Here is a 24,425-nt window from a genome sequence, read left to right as displayed (position 1 = left end):
CCTTAGGCTGTGCGGGTGGCTTCTTTGGTGATCCGCACGGGCCGTGCTGACCTGGCCTTCGACGGCTTGCGGGACGAGTTCGGACTGCGGTCCGCGTTCCCCGCCGCCGTGCTGGCCGAGGCCGAGGCGGCGGTCTCCCGTTCGTTCGGAGACCGCCCCGACCTCACCTCCATTCCGTTGGTGACGATCGACCCGCCCGGCGCGAAGGACCTGGACCAGGCCCTTTGCGTGCTGAAGTCCGGCGACGGTTTCACCGTTCACTACGCGATCGCCGACCTCGGTGCGTTCGTGACGCCGGGTGGCGCGTTGGACGCTGAGGTTCGTCAGCGCGGTCAGACCATCTACCTGCCCGACGGCAACGTGCCGCTGCATCCGACCGTGTTGTCCGAGGGCGCGGCCTCTCTCTTGCCGGGCGTGACGCGTCCCGCGGTGCTGTGGACGTTCACCTGCTCGGCTGACGGCGTGCCCGTCTCGGTCGAGGTGCGGCGCGCTCTGGTGCGTTCGCAGGCCCAGTTCGACTACGCCTCGGTGCAGGCGAGTTTTGACGCCGGCAACCCGCACCCGTCCGTCGCGGCGCTGGCCGAGTTCGGCCCGTTGCGGCGCGAACTGGCCCGCGAGCGCGGCGCGATCGAACTCCAGCTGCCCGAACAGGAGATCGAGTCCAACGGCTCCGGCTGGAAGCTCGTCACCCGGCCCCGCGCGCTCGTCGACTCGTGGAACGCCGAGATCTCGCTGATGACGGGCATGGCGGCCGCGTCGATCATGCTGGAGGCCCGCTGCGGCATCCTCCGCACGCTGCCCGATCCGGACGCCCAGGCGGTGGGTTCGCTGCGCAGGTCCGCGGCGGCTCTGCAGGTGCCGTGGCCCGCGGACGTGTCGCCGGGTGCCTTCCTGGCCGGGCTGGACGCGTCGACCCCTGAGGCTCTGGCGCTGTTCACCGATGCCACACGGTTGTTGCGCGGCGCGGGCTACTCGGCGTTCAACGGGTCTGTGCCCGAGGTTGTGACGCATGCGGGCGTGGCCGCGTCGTACACACACGTGACCGCACCGCTGCGTAGGTTGGTCGACCGCTTCGCCACCGAGGCCTGTTTGGCGATCACGGCCGGTGCGGAGCTGCCTTCCTGGTTGGCCGAGGCGTTGCCGCAGCTCCCGTCGCTGATGGGCGCCTCGGACTCATTGGCCGCGAAGGTGGACCGGGCCGCCCTGGACCAGGTCGAGGCCTGGGTGCTGGCCGGACGCGTGGGGCAGGAGTTCGAGGCCGTCGTGCTGCGGGCGGGTGACAACGACGCCGAGGTGTTCATCGCGGACCCGCCGGTGCTGGCCAAGTGCGCCGGCAAACGCCTGCCGGAAGGCGAGCGGATTCGCGTCCGCCTGGACGAAGCCGACCCCGCTGAGCGGCGCGTCCGGTTCACCGCGGGGTGAGCATCGAGCGCAAGGTCACGTTGCGCAGCCCGCACTCGGCGAACCGTGTGAAGATGCAGGGGTGACAGACATTCGTGACCTCACCGTCGGCGTCCTGGGCGGAACCGGAGCCCAGGGCAAGGGCCTCGCGATCCGCTGGGCCAAGGCGGGCCTCAAGGTGATCATCGGGTCCCGCAGCGCCGAGCGGGCCGAGCTGGCGGCCAAGGAGATCGTCGAGGTCGCCGGCGGCGACGTGCGGGGCGCGGACAACTCCGACTGCGCGGCCGACTCCGACATCGTGCTGGTCGCGGTGCCGTGGGACGGTCACGGCGACCTGCTCGCGTCGTTGCGCGACCAGCTGGCCGGGAAGATCGTCATCGACTGCGTCAACCCGCTCGGGTTCGACAAGCAGGGTCCGTTCGCGCTGCCGGTCACCGAGGGCAGCGCGGCCCAGCAGGCCGAGCTCCTGCTGCCCGAGTCCAAGGTCACGGCCGCGTTCCACCACGTGTCCGCCGTGCTGCTCGCCGACCTGAACGTGTCCGAAGTGGACATGGACGTGCTGGTCCTGGGCGACGACCGCGAGGCCACCGACACCGTGCGCGAACTGGCCGAGCTGGTGCCGGGCTTCCGCGGCGTCTACGGCGGCCGGCTGCGCAACGCCCACCAGGTCGAGGCGTTCACCGCGAACCTCATCGCGATCAACCGCCGCTACAAGACCCACGCGGGCCTCAAGATCACAGGAGTCTGATGCTTCCCGTCGACGACCTCGGTGAGCCGGTTCCGCTCGACCAGCCCCAGCGCGTGGTCAGCCTGGTGCCGTCGATCACCGAGGCCGTCGCGGTCAGCGTGCCCGCATCCCTCGTGGGCGCAACGGACTACTGCACCCATCCGTCCTCATTGGACGTGCAGCGGGTCGGCGGCTCCAAGTACCCGGACGTCGACCAGGTCATGGCGCTGCAACCGGACCTCGTCATCGCGAACTCCGAGGAGAACCGCGCCGAGGACGTCGACCGGTTGCGCGCCAACGGCATCAGGGTCTGGGTGACCGAGGCGCCTGCCACCGTGCCGATGGCGCTGAAGTCGTTGCGCAGGCTCTTCGCCCTGGCCTGGGACCTCGAACCCGGCTGGCTCACGCAGGCCGAAGACCTGTGGCGCGAGACGAAACCGGCGAAGCTCACCGCGCTGATCCCGGTCTGGCGCCGTCCGTGGGTCGTCGTCGGCCGCGATACTTTCGCCACCGATGTGTTGCGGCGCTTGGGAATCGAGAACGTCTACGCCTCACACGAAGAGCGCTACCCGCGACCGAGCCTCGAAGAGCTCAACGACAAGCGCCCTGACCTGGTGATCCTGCCCGACGAGCCGTACCTGTTCACCCACTCCGACGGCCCGGAAAGCTTCCCCGGACTGCCCTATGCGCTGGTCAACGGCCGATATCTGACCTGGTACGGCCCGTCGCTGGTGGAAGCGAGAGCGAGCCTCGAACGAGCCCTGGACTACGGCCAGGGTTGACAACCACAGGTGGATTCGCGAAACCGGGACCGCTGCCAAGATCGTCGCCCATGGGGAAACTAGCCGCGATCATCGCGACCGCCGCCGCCGTCACGACCCTGACCGCCGTCCCGGCCTCGGCCGAGCCGGTCGTCATCTACCAGCTGTCCGGCACCAACCGCTGCCTCGCCGACACCGGCACCAACGTGGTCCTGAGGACCTGCGACCGGACGTCCGAAGCGCAGCGCTGGGTCGTGCCGATAACCGACAACGTCGACTGGCCGCACAACATGGCCACGGACAAGTGCCTCGGCGCCACCACCGCCGGCGACGTCCTCGGCCAGGCCTGCAGCGCCGGCACCACCCGCTGGCGCCGCGACCCGGTCACCGCCTCGTCCTTCCGGTTCCGCAACGTGGCCACCGGAAAGTGCCTGACCGCGTCGGTGACCGTCACGCCCTGCAGCACGTCGAGCGCGAAGTGGGTCGGCCTTCGTTAGTGGTGCGACACCGCTAATCGCGGAACCGGTCCGTCGCCTCCAGCAACGCGGCCAGGATGCCGGGCTCGTCGTACGCGTGCCCGGCATCCGGCACGATCACCAGCTCCGACCCCGGCCACGCCTTGTGCAGGTCCCACGCGGACACCGCGGGCGTGGCGATGTCGTACCGCCCCTGCACGATCACGCCGGGGATGTCCGCCAGCCGAGTGGCGTCCCGGATCAGCTGCCCCTCCTCGAACCACCCGTTGTTCACGAAGTAGTGGTTCTCTATCCGCGCGAACGCCAGCGCGTACTCCGGCACGGCGAACTCCGCCACCAGCTCGGGGCGAGGCAGCAGCGTGACCGTCGCGCCCTCCCACGTGCTCCACGCGACCGCCGCCGGTCCGTGCACCTCAGGATCCGGAGAGCTCAACAACTTCGCGTACAGCTCGACGGGATCGCCGTCGAGCCCGGCGATCGGCGCCGTGAACTTCTCCCACAGATCCGGGAAGAGGTTCGCCGCCCCGCCGCGGTAGTACCAGTCCACTTCGGACGAACGCAGCGTGAAGATCCCGCGCAGCACCAGCTCCGAAACGTGATCCGGATGCTTCTCGGCGTAGGCCAACGCCAGCGTCGAACCCCAGGAACCGCCGAACACCTGCCACCGCGAGATGCCCAGCGACTCCCGCAGCAGCTCCATGTCCGCGACGAGGTGCCAGGTGGTGTTCAACGACAGGTCGCCCGTCGTCGAAGCGTGCGGCAGCGACCGCCCGCACCCGCGCTGGTCGAACAGGACGATCCGGTAGGCGGACGGGTCGAACAGCCGGCGGTGCGAGGGCGAGCAGCCGCCGCCGGGGCCGCCGTGCAGGAAGACGACGGGCTTGCCGTCGGGATTTCCGCACTCCTCCCAGTACACGAGGTTGCCGTCGCCGGTGTCCAGGTGGCCTGACGTGTGGGGCTCGATCTCCGGGTACATGGGCCTATCGTCGGACACATGACGAAGCGGGCCCAGCCCCGGAGGTCTGGACCCGCTGACAGCAACCATGGGGGGCACATTCATGGACCTCAGGTCCATGAATGTGCCCCCCATGGTTCAGTGGAAGGTGTGCTCGGGACCGGGGAACTGGTGCCCGCGCACCTCGTTGGCGAACTCCGCCGCCGCGCCCAGCATGATGTTGCCGATGTCCGCGTAACGCTTGACGAACCGAGGCGCCCTGCCGCGGTTCAGGCCCATCATGTCCTGCCAGACGAGCACCTGGGCGTCGGTGTCCGGACCGGCGCCGATGCCGACGGTCGGGATCACCAGGTCGTGCGTGATCTGCTTCGCGACCTCGGCGGTCACCATCTCCAGCACGACCGCGAACGCGCCCGCCTCCTGCACCGCCAGCGCGTCCTGGACGACCACGTCGTGGTTCTCGTGACGGCCCTGCACGCGGTAGCCGCCGAGCTGGTGCTCGGACTGCGGGGTGAAGCCGATGTGCGCCATGACCGGGATGCCCGCCGCGGTGATCGCGCGGATGTGCGGCGCGAAGTAGGCGCCACCCTCCAGCTTGACCGCGTGCGCCTGGCCTTCCTTCATGAACCGGACCGCCGTCGCGACAGCCTGCTCGACCGACACCTGGTAGGAGCCGAACGGCAGGTCAGCGACCACGAGAGAGCGCTTGACCGAGCGTGACACCGCGCGTACGAGCGGTACGAGCTCGTCCACCGTGACCGGCAGCGAGGTCTCGTTCCCGTAGACGGTGTTCGAGGCGGAGTCGCCGACCAGCAGGACGGGGATACCGGCCTCGTCGAAGATCGAGGCGGTGAACGTGTCGTAGGAGGTGAGCATGGGCCACGGCTCGCCGCGTTCCTTCATCTCACGCAAGTGGTGGACGCGAACGCGCTTGGCGGGGGCCTTCTGGCCTGCTCCGTTGCCGTACGGCGCGGAAACTTCGGCAGTGGTCATCGTCGACCGGTCCTTTCCTCGAGGCCCGCCTTCGCGGGTCCCCGGGCGCTTTGTGCACGGTTGCCGAAGACCAGGGTGACACCGTTAGCCGGAAACGTGTCGTAGATGCGGTTACCGTCACACGCATGCCGGGAAGCCAGCTGCCGAAGAAACGTGCCGACTCGGTCGGCCTGTTCCGGCCTTCCCCAGGACGGATCGATTCCGCACCCGCGCACGGGCAGGAAGTCCCCACCCCCGCGCGGTCGGCCCGGTGGAACCAGAGCACTCAGTCCGGCTTCGAGGACAACGTGCTCACGCTGGTCAACGTGGTCCGCAAGAGGGCTGGTCTACCGCGGTTGAGCTGCGACGAACGGTTGCGGGTCGCCGCCAGGAACCACAGCAGGGACATGGCGGCGCGCGCTTTCTGCGCTCACGTGAACCCGGACGGCGTGACGCCGGCGGAGCGCATGAGCGCGGCCGGCCACCCGAGTCCCGGTGGCGAGAACGTGGCGCAGGGACAGAGCAACCCCCATGCCGTGATGACCGCCTGGATGGACAGCCCTCCGCATCGGGCGAACATCCTCAACGCGGAGTTCAAGACCCTCGGCGTGGGCGTCGAGCTGGGTGGAGCCGGGCCGTACTGGACCCAGAACTTCGGCTACTGAGCCTCACAGACCTCTGAGCACGTCCCGGACGGCCATGACCACGGCGTCCGGCCGGTCCATCTGGATCATGTGACGGCTGCCGGGCACGGGCACGTTGCGCCCCCACGGCACGAGGGCGGCCAACGACCGGTGCTCCGGCCACACCTTTCGTCCCGCCGTGAGCACGATCCACGGCACTTCGGGCAGCTCACGACGCTTGCGCAGCCGTTCCAGCGTCGCCACCTGACCTGGGTACGACGCGAGCTCCCACAGCGCCGCCCGCCCGACGCCGGGCCGCCGGTAGACGAGTTCGACCAGGTCAGCGGGTGCGGGATCGGTGACGCCCAGCGTCGACACCGCGGTCAGCAGGTTGCGCACGGCGTGCCCGTACCGCCGGCTGATCCGCGCGCCGAGCCAGCGGCTGCCGAACGCCCGCATGCCCTGCGCGATCAACGCCGCCGGGTCGAACGGGGCTCCCGCGCCCGGCGTCTCGGTGTCCGGGTCGAGCAGCACGACCCCGGCGACCCGATGGGGCCGCAGCCGGGCATAGGCCTCGACGTGCAGCGATGCCATCGAGTGCCCGACCAGGACCGCCCGCGGAACCCCGCGCATGACCGCGTCCAGCACGGCCACCTCGCGCGCCAGGGACGGCCCGCGCCGGGCCGGACCGCTCATCCCGAGGCCCGGCCGGTCGAACACGATCACCCGAGCGAGTGGTTCCAGCAACCGCACGGTCCGGTCCCAGTCGAACCAGGCCCCGCCGAGCCCCGAGCTCAGCACGACCACAGGCTGGTCAGGCCGCCCGGAGGAGGTGACGTGCAGCCGTCCTGCCGAGGAGGGGATCATGGCCGACACGTGCGGACCCCGGGAGTTGACGTGAAGTGGAAGATCGCGGGCGCGATCGCCACGGTCGTGCAGTTGGCCGCGGTGTTGTCGCTGCTCAGGGTGATTCTGCCGGAGGACAGCTGGTTCACCGGGGTCGCCGACCAGGTCGGATACCTCGTCGGCCTGCCGATCGACGGCAACCTCTTCATCGCCTTGGTGTTCTTCGTGCTGGGCGCCGCCCTGCGCAGGCACAAGCGAGCAGCGCTGTGGGTGTTGCTGCTGGTCCAGGTCATGGGCCTGGCACTGGTCAGTTTCACCATGGTCATCTTTGCCGTCGCGCCTGAAGAAGTCCTGGACGAGGGCGAGCGAGCGCCCTGGGTGTTCCTGAGCGTAGGGGTCGTGACCTCGCTGGTGTGCCTGGTGCTGCTGTGGGCTGTGCGCGAGGCGTTCCCGGCCCGGCTGGCCCGCGGCGCGTGGAAGCGCGCGCTGGCGTCGTTCGTGCTGGGCATGATCGTGCTGGTGCTCCTGGGCTGGGGTCTCACCGAGGTCTTCCCCGGCAAGCTGGTCGAGCAGACCGACAAGCTGGCGTGGGCGGCGAACCAGGCGACGGGTGAGGTCGTCCGGCTGGGCCGGCTCGACATCCCCGAGGGCCCGCAGTGGCTGAGCGTGCTGCTGGGGCTCGGCGGCACGGTCGTCGCGATCCACGCGATGTACCTGTTCTTCCGGGGCGTCCGGACGCAGAGCATGATCACCCCGGACGAGGAGCTGGACGTGCGCCGGCTGCTCGCCGCCGACGGTGAGCCGGACTCGCTGGGGTACTTCGCGACCCGGCGCGACAAGAGCGTGGTGTTCGCGGCTTCCGGCCGAGCGGCTCTGACGTACCGGGTGATCGGTGGTGTGACGCTGGCGTCGGCCGACCCGATCGGTGACGAGGAGGCCTGGCCCGAGGCCGTGCTGGCGTGGCTGTCCGAGGCGCGGACCTACGGCTGGATGCCCGGAGTCCTGGGCGCTTCCGAACGCGGCGCGCAGGTCTACTCCGCTGCCGGGCTGAAGGCGCTGGAGATCGGTGACGAGGCGATCCTGGACGTCCGCGAGTTCGTCCTGGCCGGTCCGGAACGCCGTGGCCTGCGGCAGGCGGTGTCCCGGGTGGAACGTGCCGGGTACACCGCGCGGGTCCGCCGGCACAGCGAGATCGCGCCGGACGAGATGTCGTCCATCCTGGACCTCGCGCAGGCCTGGCGCGGTGCCGAGACCGAGCGCGGGTTCTCGATGGCCCTGGGACGCCTGGGAGATCCGAGCGACGGCCGCTGTGTGATGGTCGAGGCTTACGACGCGTCCGGTGCGCTGCGCGGGTTGTTGTCGTTCGTGCCGTGGGGACGCCGTGGTGTGTCGCTGGACTTGATGCGACGTGACCGCGCGGCGGAGAACGGCCTGAACGAGTACATGGTGGCCCAGTTCGCTGCCGCGGCCGGACACCTCGGTGTGCACCGGATCTCGTTGAACTTCGCGATGTTCCGCGCGGTGTTCGAGGAAGGCGAGAAGATCGGGGCCGGCCCGGTGCTGCGGGCGTGGCGGCGGGTGCTGTCGCTCGCGTCGCGGTTCTTCCAGCTGGAGTCGCTGTACCGGTCGAACGCCAAGTACCTGCCGAACTGGGAACCGCGGTTCCTCTGCTACCAGCGGTCCCGGTCGTTGCCGCGGGTCAGCATCGCCGCGGGCGTGGCCGAGGGTTTCGTGCCGTCGCTGCGGTCGTTGCGCAAGCGGGCGTTGCAGAAGACCGACGTGAGTTCCGACTTCGCCCTGAAGGTCGCCGAGATCGACGCGATCCGCGTCGAACCCAAGGCGGTCCGGCGCCCGGAGCAGGTCCGGGTGCGGATCGCGAAGGTCCAGCGGCTGGTGGCCGCCGGTGTCGACCCGTACCCGGTCGGGTTCTCGCGCACGGACCTGCTGGCCGCGGCCAGGGAACGGTTCGGCGAGGACGTCTCGGTCACCGGCCGAGTGGTGGCGCTGCGGGAGATGGGCAAGCTGTGCTTCGCGCGGCTGCGGGACTTCAGCGGGGAGATCCAGCTGATGCTGTCGATCGACTCGCTCGGCGACGCGCTGTCGTCGTGGAAGTCGGACGTGGACCTCGGTGATCACGTCGGCGTGACCGGCCAGGTGGTCAAGTCCGACCACGGCGAGATCTCCGTGCTGGCCACCTCGTGGGTGATGACCGCGAAGTGCCTGCACCCGTTGCCGGACAAGCGGAAGGGCTTCACCGACCCGGAGGCCCGCGTCCGTCAGCGCTACCTGGACCTCGTCGTCAACCAGGACTCGGCGCACCTGTTGAAGCTGCGCAGCGACGTCATCCGCAGCGTGCGCGAGTTCCTGCACTCGCACGAGTACCTCGAAGTAGAGACGCCGATGCTGCAGGCGGTGCACGGCGGTGCGAACGCCCGCCCGTTCGTCACGCACATCAACGCCTACGACATGCGGATGTACCTGCGAATCGCGCCGGAGCTCTATCTGAAACGGCTGTGCGTCGCGGGGGTGGACCGCGTGTTCGAGCTGAACCGGAACTTCCGCAACGAGGGCGCGGACGCCACCCACAACCCCGAGTTCACCATGCTCGAGGCCTATCAGTCCTATGCGGACTACCAGGTCATGCTCGACCTGGTGCGCGCGTTGATCCAGCACGCGGCGCGCACGGCGTTCGGCGAAGAAGTGGCCATGCGACCGGAAGGCGCGTTCGACATCTCGGGGGAGTGGCCGGTGATTCCGGTCTACAGCGCGGTTTCCTCGGCTTTGGACGCCGTCGTCACGCCGGACACCTCGATCTCCGAGCTGCGCTCGCTGCTGGCCGGACGAGGTGTGGAGATCAACGACGACTGGGACCACGGACAGCTGGTGCAGGAGGCGTACGACTCGTTCGTGGAGGCTTCCACCGTCGGGCCGACCTTCTACATCGACTTCCCGACCTCGGTGTCACCGCTGACCAGGCAGCACCGCACCGATCCCCGGCTGGCCGAGCGGTGGGACCTGGTGGCGTTCGGTGCGGAGATCGGCACGGCGTACTCGGAACTCACCGACCCGCTGGAGCAGCGGCGCCGGCTGGAGGCGCAGTCGCTGAAGGCCGCGTCCGGCGACGTCGAGGCGATGGAGCTGGACGAGGACTTCCTGCGGGCACTGGAGCACGGCATGCCGCCGACGGGCGGGCTCGGCATGGGCGTCGACCGGTTGCTGATGATGCTGACGGGCACGTCGATCCGGCAGACCGTGCTCTTTCCGTTTGTGCGGCCGAGCTAGCTGAGCTTCGGCTCAGTGATCGAGATAGGCGAGCACCGCCTGCACTCGACGGTCACCGGCGCCGTCCTCGGAGTTGAGGCCCAGCTTGAGGAAGACGTTGCCGACGTGCTTGTGCACCGCGCCGGCGCTGATGACCAGCTGTTCGCCGATGGCGGCGTTCGACAGCCCTTGCGCCATCAGCCCGAGCACCTCGCGCTCACGCGGTGACAACACGCCGAGCGCGTCGTCCGCCCTGCGCCGCACCAGGAGTTGCGACACGACCTCGGGGTCGAGCGCCGTGCCGCCCTGCGCCACCCGGTGCAGCGAGTCGAGGAAGTCCGCGACCTTGCCGACGCGTTCCTTGAGCAGGTAGCCGACACCGCCGTTGGTGCCCGCGAGCAGTTCGTGCGCGTAGCTCTGCTCGACCCACGCGCTGAGGACGAGCACGGCCAGTTTCGGGTGCCGGCGTCGTGCCTCCACGGCTGCTTTGAGCCCCTCGTCCGTGAACGTCGGTGGCATGCGCACGTCGACCACGGCGATGTCCGGCTCGTGTTCCGCGACAGCTTCGAGGAAGTCGTCCGGGTTGTCCGCGGCCGCCGCCACTTCGAGGCCCTCGTTGCGCAACAACAACGTCAGTCCCTCGCGGAGGAGGGCGTCGTCCTCGGCGATCACGATGCGCATGGTCACTTCCCAATTGGTAGCACGACGGTGAGCACGGTCGGGCCGCCCTCGGGACTGCTGATGGCAGCGATGCCGTCCAACGCCGCCACCCTGCCACGAATCCCGTCCAACCCCGTGCCCTGCTTCTCGTCGGCGCCACCTTTGCCGTCGTCGTGGACGACCACGGTGAGCCTCGATCCGTCTGTGCCCAGAATGACCTTCGCGTGCCTGGCCCCGCTGTGTTTCGCCACGTTCGTGAGCGCCTCGGCCACCGCGAAGTACGCCGCTGCCTCGACTGCTGCCGGCATCCTTCCGAGGTGGTCGGCCTGGAGGATGCACGGGACCGGGCACCGCGCGGCGAGTGCCTGGATCGCGCCGTCCAGTCCCAGATCTTCCAGCACTGGCGGATGGATGCTGCGGACGACGTTGCGGAGTTCTTCCAGTGCGTCGCCTGCTGCGTCTTGGGCGCGGAGCAGCGCTTGCAGTGCGTTGTCGGGGTTCTGTTTGAGGGTTCGTTCGGCCAAACCGAGCATCATCACGACGCCTACCAGCTTGTTTTGCGTGCCGTCGTGGAGGTTTCGTTCGATCCGCCTTAGTTCGGCCCCGTGTGCTTGCAGGGCTGCTGCTCGGGTGGCTACGACCTCGGCCAGGCGCTTTTCCAGTGATGCTTTGGGGGGTGCTAGGAGTTTTTCTGCCCACTTGGCGTCCAGGGCTGCCAGTTTGGGCAGTTGGGTGACGATCAGGGTCAGGACTATCGCGATCGGGACGCTGAGCAGCGCTTTGAGCCAGGAGTCGACGTGGACGCCGAAGGAGTTTGCGAAGCCGCCTGGGATGGACCACCAGAGCAGTGGGACCAGTGGCTGTTGCAGCAGTGCGCCGGAGATGGAGATGGCGATTGCGCCGAACACCGTGCCGTACAGGGCGTGGGTGATCAGCCAGGTTCCGTCTTTGCGGCTGGCCGGGTCGGACAGGACTCGTTGGGCTCGGTGCAGCCAGGGACCGGTCAGGGGTTCTGGGGAGGGCAGGGTCTTGTTGGTGAAGCGGGCCAGGCGGCGGCGGTCCAGATCGACGATTCGGCGGATGGCCGGGGCTGTGATCGGTAGCAACGGCAGGACTACTACGGACAGCAGTAGCACGCCTAGCGCTAGCCAGGACGCTGTTGCTGTCAGCAGGCCGGTCGCCAGGTAGACGAACGCCGCCCAGATCCGTTTCATGAGGGGAACGTAGCTGGTGGGGTGGGTGGGCGCGGTGGAGCAGGCTCTACTCCTGGGGACCCCACCGCCGGGCTCGCTCAGTGCGGGGGTGGACTGCTCGGCTTAGCCTTCGCGCCAGCCGTTCGTGATCGGCAGCCGGCGGTCGCGGCCGAAGGCCTTGTTCGAGATTTTCGTGCCCGGTGGGTACTGGCGGCGCTTGTACTCGGCCTTGTCCACCATCCGCAGCACGCGGTCGACCAACTCGGGCTCGTGCCCTGCGGCCAGCAGGTCGTCGTAGCCCTTGTCGCCTTCGACGTAGTCGTCCAGCAGGTCGTCGAGGATCTCGTAGTCCGGCAGCGAGTCGGTGTCCACCTGGCCTGGGCGAAGCTCGGCCGAGGGCGGCTTGGTGATCGAGTTTTCTGGGATTGGTGGGGTTTCGCCGCGCTTTTCGGCCTCGGCGTTGCGCCAGCGGGCCAGGTCCCAGACCAGGGTTTTCAAGACGTCCTTGATCGGGGCGTAGCCGCCTACGGCGTCGCCGTAGATGGTTGAGTAGCCGACGGCCAGTTCGGACTTGTTGCCTGTGGCCAGGACCAGGTGGCCGTGCTGGTTCGACAGGGCCATCAGCAGCATGCCTCGGCAGCGGGCCTGGATGTTCTCCTCGGCCAGGCCGGTCAGGGCTAGTTGGCCTACGTAGGTCGACACCATGTCGCCGATTGGTTCGGTGGTGAAGTGCAGGCCGGTGCGCTGGGCCATGTCGGAGGCGTCTGAGCGGGAGTGCTCGGACGAGTAGGTGGACGGCATTGAGACGCCATAGACCGAGTCGGCGCCCAGGGCGTCTACGGCCAGTGCTGCTACTACGGCGGAGTCGATGCCGCCGGACAGGCCCAGCACGACGGAGCGGAAGCCGTTTTTGTGCACGTAGTCGCGCAGGCCGGTCACCAGGGCGTGCCACACCTCTGCCTCGTCGGACAGCGGTTCGAACACGCGTGGTGCGGGCAGGGGTTCGTAGGCGGGGATCGCGTCCGAGAGGAACACTCGGCGCACGTAGAACTCGCCGATCTGGCCCTGCTCGTACGAGCCGTCGCCCGGCAGGTCGAAGTCGACGAACATCAGGTGCTCTACGAACTGCGGCGCGCGGCCGATCAGGTGGCCGTCGGCGCCCACGATCAGCGAGTCGCCGTCGAAGACCAGTTCGTCCTGGCCGCCTACCAGGTTGCAGTAGGCGAGCGGGGCGCCTGCTTCGGCGGCGCGGCGGACTACCAGCGGCAGGCGTTGGTCGTCCTTCTTGCGCTCGTACGGGGAGGCGTTCGGGGAGACCACCAGGTCCACGCCGGCGTCACCGAGTGCGGTGATCGGGCCGCCGTCCTGCCACAGGTCCTCGCAGATCACCATGCCGACCTCGACACCGTTGATCCGCACGATGTCCAGGGACGAGCCGGGCTTGAAGTACCGCCGTTCGTCGAACACGCCGTAGTTGGGCAGGTGGTGCTTGCTCTGCCGGGCCACGACACGCCCGCCGTGCAGCACCGCCGCCGCGTTGCGCGGGCCGACGGAGTCGTGTTCCAGGTAGCCGACGTAGGCCGCGATGTCGCCGAGGCCTGCCTCGTTCAGCGACGAAGCCAGTGCTTCCAGTGCCGAGGCGGAGGCGCGGGCGAACGACGTGCGGATCGCCAGGTCCTCGACCGGGTAGCCGGTCAGCACCATCTCGGGGAACACCACGAGGTGCGCGCCGCCTTCACGGGCCTTGCGCGTCCACTCCACGACCAACGAAGCGTTGCCCTCAAGGTCACCGACAGTGGCGTTGACCTGGGCGAGCGCGATCCGAAGCTGCGGCATGCCCTCATCATCTCCCATACCATCGGGCTGTGGTCCGTCTCTTGAGCGTGTTGCTCGTCATTCCCCTTCTCGCGTCCTGCACGTCGATCATCGAGGGGGCGCCCAAGCCTGGCGTCTCCCTCGAGAAGGCAGGACCGGCCGGCACAGTCCCCGCGGGACTGGAGAAGTTCTACGGCCAGCAGCTCGGCTGGCAGGACTGCGCGCCGTTCGCCACGACCGGGTCGAGCCGGTCGGCGTACGGCAGCAAGCGCGACGTCGAGTGCACCCGGCTGCAGGTTCCGCTCGACTACGCCAAGCCCGACGGCGACACGATCACCATCGGTGTCCTCCGCTACAAGGCGACCGGGCAGAAGATCGGCTCATTGCTGATCAACCCCGGCGGGCCGGGAGCGTCCGGCATGGCGGCGGCCGCGGGGATGGTCTCGGACTACCGCAAGACCGAGCTCTCGAAACGGTTCGATCTCGTCGGGTTCGACCCGCGGGGCATCGGCGCGAGCGAGCCGGCGGTGAAATGTCTGACCGGACCCGAGCGAGATGCCGATCGTTTGGACCTTGACATCGACACGAGTCCGGCTGGAATCGCCCAAACGGAGCAAGAGAACAAGGCGTATGCCGAGAAGTGTGCCGCCGGTACAAAATTCGGGGCATCAATGCTCGCCAACTTGGGCACGCGGGACGTAGTTAAGGACATGGATGTCCTTCGCTCTGCGCTCGGCGACGCGAAGCTGAGCTATGTCGGCTACTCGTACGGCACCCGGATAGGTACCGAGTACGCCGAGACCTTCCCCCAGAACGTGCGCGCACTCATCCTCGACGGTGCCGTCGACCCGACCCAGGACCAGCTCGCGTCGCTGGTCGCCCAGGCCGCCGGCTTCCAGAAGGCGTTCGACGAGTTCGTGAAGTGGTGCCGTGAGAAGGGCGACTGCCCCCTTGGTGACGACGCCAACGCGAGCTTCCGTCAGCTCACCACCCCGTTGATCCAGAAGCCGGTCAACGTCAACGACCGCAAGCTCTCCTACAGCGACGCGATCACCGCCACGATCCAGGCGCTGTACTCGGAGCAGCTGTGGCCGTTGCTGCTGGACGGCCTCAAGGAGCTGAAGAACGGCCGTGGCCGCGTGCTGATGACCCTCGCCGACGCGTACCTCGACCGCGATGACCAGGGCAACTACTCGACGATCACGGATGCGTTCAACGCCGTGCACTGCGTCGACGACCAACGGCTGACGGACAAGAACGCCCTGTTGGAGACCGCGAAGAAGTACAAGGAGGCGGCGCCGTTCCTCGACGACGGCAACCCTCCGGGCGCGGCACTCGACTCGTGCGCCTTCTGGCCGGCCCCGGTCACCGCGCGCACGGGCACGCCCAAGGCCGACGGCATCCCACCGCTGCTGGTCATCTCCACGACCGGTGACCCGGCGACGCCGTACGAGGCCGGCGTGAACCTGGCCAAAGCGCTCAACTCGCGGCTGCTCACGTACGAAGGCGTCCAGCACACGGTCTTCCTGCAGGGCGTGGCGTGCGTGGACGACGCCGGCGTGAAGTACCTGATCGACCAGACATTGCCCGCCGACGGAACCCGGTGCGCCTAATGACGAAGAGGCGTTCCCGGATCACTGCGGCGTTGTTCGCTTTGATCGTTGTGCTCAGCACGTCCACGTCCTACGCGCGCATCGACGGCTCGCCCGTCGCCGCGCGCAAGGGCTTGGCGCGCTTCTACGAGCAGGTGTTGTCGTGGGGCCCGTGTCAGCCCTACGCGACGGACACGAAGAGCAAGGGCCTGTTCGAGCGCGAAGGCATCCAGTGCGCACGACTGCAGGTTCCGCTCGACTACGAGAATCCGGACGCCGGGACGATCAGCGTCGGACTGTTACGCCGGCCCGCCGCTGAACAAGGGCGACGGGTCGGTTCTCTGGTGGTGAACCCCGGCGGTCCCGGTGGTTCGGGCATGGCGCACGTCGCGAACATGCAGCCGAACAACCCGGTCAGCAAGCGGTTCGACGTGGTGGGCTTCGACCCGCGCGGTGTCGGCGCGAGCCAGCCTCGCGTGCAGTGCCTGACCGACGCCGAACGCGACGCGCAACGCCTGCGTCCCAAGGGCGAGACGGCGAACGCAGTGGAGACGGAGAACAGGTTCTTCGTCGAGAAGTGCGCGGAACGCAGCGGCATCGACCTGCTCCGCAACGTCGGCACCCGTGACGTCGTACGGGACGTGGACGTGCTGCGCGGGGCGTTGCGGGAGAACAAGCTGACCTACCTCGGCTACTCCTACGGCACGCGCATCGGCACGTTGTACGCCGAGATGTACCCGCGCAACGTGCGCGCGATGGTGCTCGACGGAGCGGTGGAGGCCAACGCCGACAAGGTGGCCGCGTCGGCACGTCAGGCGCAGGGCTTCGACGAGTCGTTCCAGCGGTTCGCGGGCTGGTGCGCTCAGCGCGACTGTCCCATCGGCAGGGACACGAGCACCGCCGAGTCCAAGTTCCGGCAGATGATCGAGCCGCTGAAGAAGACGCCGCTGCAGGTCGGCGACCGCAAGCTGTCCCACTCGGACGCGAACACCGCCATCATCCAGGCGATGTACACGGACCGGCTGTGGGAGACCGCGTTGAAGGGCCTGCAGGAACTGAAGCAGAACAAGGGCAACACCTTGCTCCAGCTCGCGGACCAGTACCTCGGCCGCGCCCCGGACGGCACCTACAGCCGCATCCAGGACGCGTTCGTGGCCATCCGCTGCGTCGATGAACCGCCGATCAAGGACCGCGCCACCCTGGAGTCCAACCGTCGGAGGCTGTTGGAACTGCTGGGCAACGACACCATCCCGACCGACGAGACCGCGCTCGGCCCGTGCGCGTTCTGGCCGGCCCCGCACACGTCGGAACCGCATCCGCCGAACGTGAACGGGCTGCCGCAGGTCCTGGTGATCTCGACGACCGGTGACCCGGCCACGCCGTACCAGTCCGGCGTGGACCTCGCGACCGCGCTCGGGGCGCGTTTGCTGACGTACAACGGAAACCAGCACACGGCGTTCCTGGCCAACATCGGTTGCGTGGACAACGTGGGCACGAACTACCTGGTGGATCTGAGACTGCCGGAGACCGACTCGGTCTGCTGACGAGGGCGAACGCTCGGCTGGGACTCCCCAGCCGAGCGCCTCGTCGATCAGTCGGTCTGTTCGAGCACCACGTCGTCGACCTGAACCCTCGCCCTGCGCCTGATCCCCGGCAGCAGGATCGAGCCCAGCGCTCCGACCGCGCAGATCACCGCTGTGACCAGGAAGATCTCGTGGTACTCGGTGAGCAGCGCCTCGGTGAGCCTGCGCTGGTACTCGGCCATCTGCTGTTCGTACACGGCCTTCTCGACGCCGAACGGCACCGGCGTGTTCAGACCGGCCGTGAGCTCGCGGAACCGGTGGAGTCCCCACGCGGACAACGCCGCCACACCCACGAGCATGCCCGTCATGCGTGCGACGACGACGAACGCCGACGCCACGCCGTGACGCACTGACGGCACGACACGCAGCACAGCACCGGACAACGGCGCGATGACCAGCCCGAGTCCGAAACCGGCGATGGCCAGGTCCCGCGTGAGCACCAGCCCGCTGACGTCAGCCGGCCACTGCGCGATGAACACGTACGACACCGACGCGATTGCGAGCCCGCCGAACGACACCCAGCGGTCGCCGAACCGCGACGCCAGCCATCCACCGAGGACAGCGCCGATCGGCAAGGCGATCAGGAAGCGGGTGAGGAGCGTCGCGGCAGCAGCGGAGTCACGACGCAACACCGTCTGCGCGAATAACTCCACGTCGACCAACGTCACCATCAACGCCGCACCGGCCGCCAGCGACACCCCGAGCACCGCCCAGAACGGCCGCCACTGCACACCCTCGGGATCGATGAGCCGCACAGCAGCACGGCGTTCCCACAAGAAGAACGCCACGAGAACTACCAACGCGGTGATGAGCAGCGGCCAGCCCCACGACGGCAGCACGGACTCGACGGGCTTCGGGTTGTAGAGCGCCACCACCAGCAACGACAGCGCCAACGCGAGCAGCACCCCGCCGACGACGTCGATGCGCACCTCACGACGTGTGTTCGGCACGGTCCGTTGCACGATCACCATCGCGATGACCGCCAACGGGACGTTCACCCAGAACACCCACCGCCAGCTCTGCGGCTCCCACGCCTCGAACAACGGCAACGCGTTGAACAGCGACGCGACGCCGATGCCGTACAGCGTGCCGAGGACAGACCCCAGCTCCTGCGCGGCACCGACCGTCCCCAGCGCGGTCGACCGCCGGTTCTCCTCCCACAGGTCCGCGACCAGGGCCATCGTGACCGGCAGCAACGCGCCGCCGGCGAGACCCTGCAGCACCCGGCCGGCGACCAGCAGCGGCGACTCCGCGGCCAGCGCCGTGATCACCGAGCCGACCAGGAACCCGAGCAGCGACACCTGCAGCACGAACCGGCGTCCGAGCCGGTCCGAGAGCTGCCCGAGCAACGGCATGCCCGCGACGTAGCCGAGCAGGTAGCCGGTGACGATCGGCGTCGCCTGCTCCAGCTCGTTCACCGCGATGCCGAGGTCGCGCACCATGTCCGTGAGGACACCGACGACGACGTACGCGTCCAACGCCCCGAGAAGCACGGCCGCGCCGGACGCGGCGAGAGCGACCTTTCGCATTAAGCAGGCGCCGTGACCGTGACGGGCTTGTCGAAGTCGGTCAGTCCGATGTCGACCTTCTGACCACCGGGGAGCTCGAACAACGCGCTCTTGAGCTTGTTGTCCTTGTCGATGGAGAACGTGCTCTTCACATCGGCGGAGATGCCCGGCACCAGCCCGGCCGCCACGTCCTTCGGCACGGTCGCCTCGACCACCGACACGTCACCGGACGACTTGGTCTTCGCGTCCTTCGCGCTGGCCAGGACCTTGGCCACGCCCTTGTCCGGGTTCAGGATCGCGGACGGGTCGTACACCTGGCCGGCGAACGCCGCCGGCAGCTTCGTGAAGCCACCCGTCGGGCCCTTGAAGTGCAGGTTTCCCCCGGTCAGCACGTACTCGATGGACAACAGCTGCCCGCCGAACGTCACCTTCGCGGTGCCCTTGGAGTCACCGGCCGAGGTGAGGTCGCCGTCGGCCTCCTTCACCGGCACGTCCGGCAGTTCACCGTCCACCTTGATGGTGAAGTGGACCGTCTTGACCGAGCGCATCGACTCGGCCGACTTCGAGAGCAACGTCGCACCATCGGGGAGATCTCCACCGGACGTGCAGCTCGTGAGCAGGGCGAGTGCGCAAACCAACAACCAACGGGCGGACATGCGTTGATCGTAGAGAGTCCCGAGCCCTTAAGCTGCGCCCTATGGACCGCCAGCAGGAGTTCGTGCTCCGCACGCTCGAGGAACGCGACATCCGGTTCGTCCGGCTCTGGTTCACCGACGTCCTGGGCTTCTTGAAGTCCGTGGCGGTCGCACCGGCCGAGCTCGAAGGTGCCTTCAGCGAGGGCATCGGGTTCGACGGCTCGGCGATCGAGGGCTTCGCCCGCGTCTACGAGTCGGACATGGTCGCGAAGCCGGACCCCGCCACCTTCCAGGTGCTGCCCTGGCAGACCCCGGACGGCAGCAACTACTCGGCGCGCATGTTCTGCGACATCACCATGCCGGACGGCGCCCCGTCGTGGGCCGACCCGCGGCACGTGCTGCGCAGGACCCTGTCGAAGGCCAGCGAGGCCGGGTTCACCTGCTACGTGCACCCCGAGATCGAGTTCTTCCTGCTCAAGGACCTGCCGGGCGACGGCAGCGAGCCGATCCCCGCGGACAACGGCGGCTTCTTCGACCAGACCTCGCACGAGACCGCCACGCACTTCCGCCGCCACGCCATCGAGGCGCTGGAGGCGATGGGCATCTCCGTCGAGTTCAGCCACCACGAGGGCGCGCCCGGTCAGCAGGAAATCGACCTGCGCTACGCCGACGCGCTGACCATGGCGGACAACGTCATGACGTTCCGCTACGTGGTGAAGGAGGTCGCGATCACCCAGGGCGTGCGCGCCTCGTTCATGCCCAAGCCGTTCTCCGACCAGCCGGGCTCGGGCATGCACACGCACTTCTCGCTGTTCGAGGGCGATCGCAACGCGTTCCACGACGAGGAAGACCCGTTCCAGCTCAGCGACATCGGCAAGCAGTTCGTCGCCGGTGTGCTGAAGCACGCGCGCGAAATCTCCGGCGTCACGAACCAGTGGGTGAACTCCTACAAGCGGCTGATCGTCGGCGGTGAGGCCCCCACGGCCGTGTGCTGGGGTCACGCGAACCGTTCGGCATTGGTCCGTGTGCCGATGTACTCGCCCGGCAAGTCGTCGTCGCGCCGCGTCGAGATCCGGTCGCTCGACTCCGCGTGCAACCCGTACCTGGCCTACTCGGTGATCCTGGCCGCCGGGCTGAAGGGCATCGAGAAGGGCTACGAGCTGCCGCCACCCGCCGAAGACGACGTGTGGTCGCTGACGGACCGGGAGAGGCGCGCGGCCGGCTACGCGAACCTGCCGCAGAACCTCGGTGAGGCGCTCACCGAGATGGAGAACTCGGAGCTGCTCCCCGAGGCGTTGGGCGAGCACGTCTACGACTTCTTCCTGCGCAACAAGAGGACGGAGTGGGACGCGTACCGTCGAAGCGTCACTCCGTACGAGTTGCGCACTCTTCTTCCCGTGCTGTGAGGCCGCTACGTTGCTCTCCGTGACAGAGGTACCCGAGTTCCAGCCGACGATCTGCGCGTGCACGGTCGCCACGGCGGCGGAACTGCCCGCGGTCAAGGTCCTGTCCAGCTCGTTTCTCGCCGAGCACCCCGAGGGCCGGTTCGTCGCGCTGATCGTCGACGCGCAGCCGGAGCACGCGGGACCAGGGCTGATCACGCCGCTGGAGATCGGCGTGTCCGAGGTCGAGCTGCACGTGCTCGCGACCTCGCTGGACGCCGACGCGCTGAAGGCCGCGATCCTGCCGCGGCTGCTGGAGGCGCTGCTGTCGCAGGGCATGCCCGTGCTGTACCTCGACCCGTGGGTCCAGGTCTTCGGGTCGCTCACGAAGCTCGTGCTGGAGGCGCTGCGCAACGCACCGGTGGCGCTGCTGCCGCGCACGTTGCGGCCGTTGCCGTCCGACGGCTTGCAGCCAGGGCCCGCCGAACTGCACGAACTGGGTGCGTTCGACCCCGGTTTCATCGCGGTGGCCGAGGGCGCCGAGCCCTATCTGGGGTCGCTCGACATGCCGGCGATCGTGCCGCACTTCGTCGTGCGTGACGCACGGGTCGGTGTGTCGGTGTGGAACGTGGCGGACCGGCCGCTGCACCGCACCGATTCCGGGGCGCTGGCCGTGGTCGGGCAGGACCTGCTGACCGTGCACTTCCGCGGGTTCGACCCGCGTCGTCCGTGGCTGCTGTCCGCCGATTTCGCCGAACGGCCACGCGTGCTGCTGTCGGAGCACGCCGAGGTCGCCGAGCTGTGCACCGCCTACCGCGCTGAGCTGGTGCGATGCGGCTGGAGCGTGCAGCCCGTGCCGTACCGGTTCGACTCCCTGGTCGACGGGACGCAGATCCCGTCCGAGCTGCGCGCCGACTACCGGGCTGCGTCGCCGACACCTTTGCCGGCGTTCGGCGAAGACGGTGGTGGTGGCTTCCTCGTCTGGGCGTGCGAGCAGACGGAGAACGGTGGCACGCGCTGGGCAGACGCCGTGTGGCGTGCTGACTCGTCGTTGCAGGAGCAGTTCCCGGCGCCGTTCGGTGCGGACGCGGACGCCTGGCGCGAGTGGTGTGCCGGGGTGGGCGTGGCTTCCGGGCGGTTGCCCGCGCCGGCCGTGCCGCAGCCCCGGGAAGAGGGACCCGCGCTGCTCGACCAGCTCGGCGTGTCCGTCGTGGGCTCGGGGCCGTTGGCGGAGCTGATGCTCGCCGCGGCGCGGGCGTCCGGGCTGCCGGTGTCGACTTCCGCTGGCTATCCCGTGGTCATTCGGACGTCCGCCGCGGACGAGGTGCCCGCTGGACGGTTCGTCGTGGAGGTGGCGTTGGATGCCACTGCTGCGGACGACCGCACGGGCGTTAACGAGCTTTGGCTCTCGTCTGACGTGTCGCGTGCCGCTGCCGAACGCATCGGCGGACCCATCGTCCGTGTGGTGCCTGTGCCCGTGCACGACGTTGGCGCGCGTGAGCACTCGGCAGGTGAGGTGGTGGTGTTCGCGGCGATCGCGGACCACTCTCTCGACCGGCCCGGCAACGTGCTGGGCGCGGTGTCGGCGTTCTTGAGCGCGTTCCCGGACCGTTCGGACGTCGAACTGCGGATCGCGGTGTCCGGGGCGTTCGAACACCCGGAGGCCGCCGAGCGGTTGCGCCTGGCTACGGCCTCTGACCAGCGGATTTCGCTGGTGGAGGACGAGGACGTGTGTCTGACGGCCGATGCCGTGGTGTCGCTGCACCGCGGTGGGGCGGATGACCGGATCGCGTTGCGCCTGGCCTCGCTGGCCGTGCGCGGGGTGCCCGTGGTGGCGTCCGACCACGGCGCCGTTGCGGAGCTGTTCGGCAAGACGGCTGTTCTCGTGCCGTGTCACCAGGGCGCCGAACCCGATGTGCAGGCGGCCGCGAAGCTGCTGCGCTCGTTGGCCGACGACCTGCCCACGGCGGCTGCTTTGGGTGCCGCCGGACGTGAGCACGTGCTGTCGGTGCGGTCGGTCACGCGCGTGAGCGAGATCCTCCGCGAGCGCGTCGAGCACTCGTACCGGGGATGGCGGGCCCGCCGGCCGAAGCCGAAGCCCGAGGTCGACCCGATGCTCGCGCTGCAGTCGGCCAAGCACGCGTTACTACGTCAGCCCAACGTCGACGGCCCTCATCGGACGCCGATGGCACCCGCGTTGCGCAAGGTCGTGCTGCGCGCGTTGGACCACTACGACAACCACATGCGCCAGGTGCTGCACACCCTGATCGACGGGGTCGAGCGCACGGTCTCCGAGCTGGTCAACCGGCAGGACGCGCTGAAGGCGGGGGTCGGCGCGGGCGAGCTGGAGCTGCTGCGCGCCGAGGTCGAGCAGGTCGCGGAACGGCAGTCGCACTTCGGTGACCAGCTGGTCGGCGTCGACGACGGGGTCGTGCGCGTGCGCGCGGACATGGCCGGTCAGGGACGCCGGTTGCGGGACATCGAGGACGCGGTCATCGGTGAGGCGACCAAGCGCGCGAAGGCGACGGACGTCCTGGCCGAGCGGATCGACAAGCTGACCGTGGCGCTCGATCGGACGTTGGACCGCATCGACACGTTGGAGTCCAAGGTCGTCGAGGTGTTCCGCGAACGTGACTCGCGGTTGGACTCCGCTATCCGTGCCGCTTCACACGCGCAACAGACCGCAGACGCGTTGCGGCGCGTGGTGGTGCGTCAGCACGAGGCATCGGGTGACGCACCTGAAGTGCGTTCGTCGTTGGTCTTGTGCGACGCGGGCATGATGCGGCTGCCTTCAGACGACGCGTTCATGCTTCCACTGTTGTCGTCCAACGGCGTGTGGGAACCAGACCTCGCAGCACAGCTCGACTCGGTGCTGGAACCGGACGGCATCTTCCTCGATGTCGGCGCGTACGTCGGGTATCACTCGATCAGGGTGTTGTCGCGGCTCGGCCTGATGGGCGCGGTCGTCGCCGTCGAGCCGGACGCTTCCGCCGCAGCGCTGTTGAGGCACAACGTGTCGGCGAACCTGCCTGCCGCTGTCGCCGCTCGTCTGACCGTGATCGAGGGTGCGGCGTGGGAGAGCGCTGGTGAGCTGGCCGTCGCACCGACGTTGACCGGTGGTGTGTCCGTGTCGCCGTTGGCCGCGGATGCCGGTGAAGACGTCGCACGGGTGAAGTCGGTGCGCCTGGACAAGGAGCTCGAAGAGATCTCCTTGGTACAAGGCATGAAGCTTTCCGTTGTACGGGTGGACACGCCTGGACGTGGGCATCGTGCGCTGGCCGGCCTCGTACGGCTGTTGCGTCGTGACAGGCCACAGGTGTTCCTCGAGTTCTCGGCCACCGCCACGGCGGACTTCGGTGACGATCCGGTGACGGTCCTGAAGGAGTTCGGTGTCTGGGGCTACGACCTGGTGCCGTTGGCGACCGGTCAGGCGGCTTCGGCGGACCAGATCGTGAAGGCGATGGAGGGACTTCGTTCCATCACCCTGTGGCTCCGGCCGCGTCCGGTTGGGGCCAAGCCGGCTGCTCCGTCTCCGTCCGTGCCGATCAAGCAGCCCGCTGACCAGGCGATTTGACTTTGAACCTCCCCGTCAGTAACTTTCTCCAAGTCGCAAGCGAGACCCCGGAACGAGCGGTTGACACCGCGGATCGGGCCGGGTAAAGTCTCACGGCGTCAAACCCCCAGAAGTAAATAAGCGGCCTAACGTGCTGTCCGGGATCTGAAAATGACCCCGATTTGACACCGGGAAAGCCACTCAGATAACTTCTGAACAAGCCAAAAACTGAATGCGAAGCGAGTTTGCGCGGAGCCTGAATCGCCGAAACGGCCGATTTGACAAAGCGAAAACGAACTGGCTAAGCTTTCAACACAAGCCCCGAGAGAAAGCCTCCGGAAACGGAGACTGGAACCGGTGAGCGCGTGTTCTTTGAGAACTCAACAGCGTGCCGAAACACAGCCAGTAATATATGAATTACCTCCTCGTCGAGGTAGTTCCTTTGAGAGTAATACCAGATTGCCAGACATATTCCGTCTGGA

The 24,425-nt window shown here is 68.3% G+C and carries 18 protein-coding genes; 10 read left to right on the top strand and 8 right to left on the bottom strand.

Features of this window, described 5'->3' with window-relative positions:
- The first annotated feature begins 15 nt into the window (after window positions 1-15).
- From G7043_RS45285 to G7043_RS45270, 4 genes are all read left to right on the top strand, one after another.
- Complete coding sequence (locus G7043_RS45285) at window positions 16-1,422, top strand: RNB domain-containing ribonuclease (RefSeq protein ID WP_166055559.1); 1,407 nt, start codon at window positions 16-18, stop codon at window positions 1,420-1,422.
- A gap of 61 nt (window positions 1,423-1,483) precedes the next feature.
- On the top strand, window positions 1,484-2,149 hold the full coding sequence (gene npdG / locus G7043_RS45280; RefSeq protein ID WP_166055557.1) for an NADPH-dependent F420 reductase: 666 nt from the start codon (window positions 1,484-1,486) through the stop codon (window positions 2,147-2,149).
- Window positions 2,149-2,910 (top strand): helical backbone metal receptor, encoded by a 762-nt coding sequence (locus G7043_RS45275; protein WP_166055555.1) that lies wholly within the window; start codon window positions 2,149-2,151, stop codon window positions 2,908-2,910. Before npdG ends, G7043_RS45275 begins: the two co-directional genes overlap by 1 nt.
- Window positions 2,911-2,960: 50 nt before the next feature.
- The gene (locus G7043_RS45270; protein ID WP_166055553.1) at window positions 2,961-3,386 is read left to right on the top strand and encodes an RICIN domain-containing protein; all 426 of its coding nucleotides are present in this window, start codon (window positions 2,961-2,963) and stop codon (window positions 3,384-3,386) included.
- A 13-nt stretch (window positions 3,387-3,399) separates the two neighbouring features.
- On the opposite strand, the gene pip is transcribed toward G7043_RS45270, so the two are convergent.
- Both pip and panB read right to left on the bottom strand, forming a co-directional pair.
- Window positions 3,400-4,341: a prolyl aminopeptidase gene (gene pip / locus G7043_RS45265; protein WP_166055551.1), complete on the bottom strand. Its 942-nt coding sequence runs from the start codon at window positions 4,339-4,341 to the stop codon at window positions 3,400-3,402.
- A gap of 117 nt (window positions 4,342-4,458) precedes the next feature.
- Window positions 4,459-5,313 (bottom strand): 3-methyl-2-oxobutanoate hydroxymethyltransferase, encoded by an 855-nt coding sequence (gene panB, locus G7043_RS45260; protein WP_166055549.1) that lies wholly within the window; start codon window positions 5,311-5,313, stop codon window positions 4,459-4,461.
- A 125-nt stretch (window positions 5,314-5,438) separates the two neighbouring features.
- Here panB and G7043_RS45255 point away from each other — a divergent pair, with 125 nt between their 5' ends.
- Window positions 5,439-5,957 carry a CAP domain-containing protein gene (locus G7043_RS45255; RefSeq protein WP_166055547.1) on the top strand — a complete coding sequence of 173 codons (519 nt, stop codon included), beginning with the start codon at window positions 5,439-5,441 and terminating at the stop codon, window positions 5,955-5,957.
- A 3-nt stretch (window positions 5,958-5,960) separates the two neighbouring features.
- Here the strand turns inward: G7043_RS45255 and G7043_RS45250 are convergent, their stop codons facing one another.
- On the bottom strand, window positions 5,961-6,782 hold the full coding sequence (locus G7043_RS45250) for an alpha/beta hydrolase (RefSeq protein ID WP_166055545.1): 822 nt from the start codon (window positions 6,780-6,782) through the stop codon (window positions 5,961-5,963).
- Window positions 6,783-6,812: 30 nt separating this feature from the next.
- Here G7043_RS45250 and lysX point away from each other — a divergent pair, with 30 nt between their 5' ends.
- Entirely contained in the window at window positions 6,813-10,043 is a 3,231-nt protein-coding gene (gene lysX / locus G7043_RS45245) for a bifunctional lysylphosphatidylglycerol synthetase/lysine--tRNA ligase LysX (RefSeq protein WP_313888411.1), read from the top strand.
- 12 nt (window positions 10,044-10,055) lie between these two features.
- Here the strand turns inward: lysX and G7043_RS45240 are convergent, their stop codons facing one another.
- From G7043_RS45240 to G7043_RS45230, 3 genes are all read right to left on the bottom strand, one after another.
- Entirely contained in the window at window positions 10,056-10,703 is a 648-nt protein-coding gene (locus G7043_RS45240; protein ID WP_166055774.1) for a response regulator, read from the bottom strand.
- A 2-nt stretch (window positions 10,704-10,705) separates the two neighbouring features.
- Window positions 10,706-11,896 carry a sensor histidine kinase gene (locus G7043_RS45235; protein WP_166055541.1) on the bottom strand — a complete coding sequence of 397 codons (1,191 nt, stop codon included), beginning with the start codon at window positions 11,894-11,896 and terminating at the stop codon, window positions 10,706-10,708.
- A 102-nt stretch (window positions 11,897-11,998) separates the two neighbouring features.
- On the bottom strand, window positions 11,999-13,711 hold the full coding sequence (locus tag G7043_RS45230) for an NAD+ synthase (protein ID WP_166055539.1): 1,713 nt from the start codon (window positions 13,709-13,711) through the stop codon (window positions 11,999-12,001).
- 29 nt (window positions 13,712-13,740) lie between these two features.
- On the opposite strand from G7043_RS45230, the gene G7043_RS45225 reads away from it, so the two are divergent.
- Both G7043_RS45225 and G7043_RS45220 read left to right on the top strand, forming a co-directional pair.
- Window positions 13,741-15,303, top strand: a complete 1,563-nt coding sequence (locus tag G7043_RS45225; protein ID WP_166055537.1) for an alpha/beta hydrolase — start codon at window positions 13,741-13,743, stop codon at window positions 15,301-15,303.
- Window positions 15,303-16,826: an alpha/beta hydrolase gene (locus G7043_RS45220; RefSeq protein WP_166055535.1), complete on the top strand. Its 1,524-nt coding sequence runs from the start codon at window positions 15,303-15,305 to the stop codon at window positions 16,824-16,826. Before G7043_RS45225 ends, G7043_RS45220 begins: the two co-directional genes overlap by 1 nt.
- Window positions 16,827-16,873: 47 nt before the next feature.
- On the opposite strand, the gene G7043_RS45215 is transcribed toward G7043_RS45220, so the two are convergent.
- Both G7043_RS45215 and G7043_RS45210 read right to left on the bottom strand, forming a co-directional pair.
- Window positions 16,874-18,394: an MFS transporter gene (locus G7043_RS45215; protein WP_166055533.1), complete on the bottom strand. Its 1,521-nt coding sequence runs from the start codon at window positions 18,392-18,394 to the stop codon at window positions 16,874-16,876.
- Window positions 18,394-19,029 (bottom strand): LppX_LprAFG lipoprotein, encoded by a 636-nt coding sequence (locus G7043_RS45210; protein WP_166055531.1) that lies wholly within the window; start codon window positions 19,027-19,029, stop codon window positions 18,394-18,396. Before G7043_RS45210 ends, G7043_RS45215 begins: the two co-directional genes overlap by 1 nt.
- A gap of 41 nt (window positions 19,030-19,070) precedes the next feature.
- On the opposite strand from G7043_RS45210, the gene G7043_RS45205 reads away from it, so the two are divergent.
- Both G7043_RS45205 and G7043_RS50265 read left to right on the top strand, forming a co-directional pair.
- Window positions 19,071-20,414 carry a glutamine synthetase family protein gene (locus G7043_RS45205; RefSeq protein WP_166055529.1) on the top strand — a complete coding sequence of 448 codons (1,344 nt, stop codon included), beginning with the start codon at window positions 19,071-19,073 and terminating at the stop codon, window positions 20,412-20,414.
- A gap of 19 nt (window positions 20,415-20,433) precedes the next feature.
- Window positions 20,434-23,964, top strand: coding sequence for an FkbM family methyltransferase (locus G7043_RS50265; RefSeq protein WP_166055527.1), 3,531 nt, complete (start codon window positions 20,434-20,436; stop codon window positions 23,962-23,964).
- Window positions 23,965-24,425: the final 461 nt, after the last annotated feature.

It is taken from the genome of Lentzea alba, assembly GCF_011067745.1.
Lineage (GTDB): Bacteria > Actinomycetota > Actinomycetes > Mycobacteriales > Pseudonocardiaceae > Lentzea > Lentzea alba.
The sequence above is the reverse complement of the archived record's forward strand: the minus strand, read 5'-3'. Positions and strand labels throughout refer to the sequence as shown.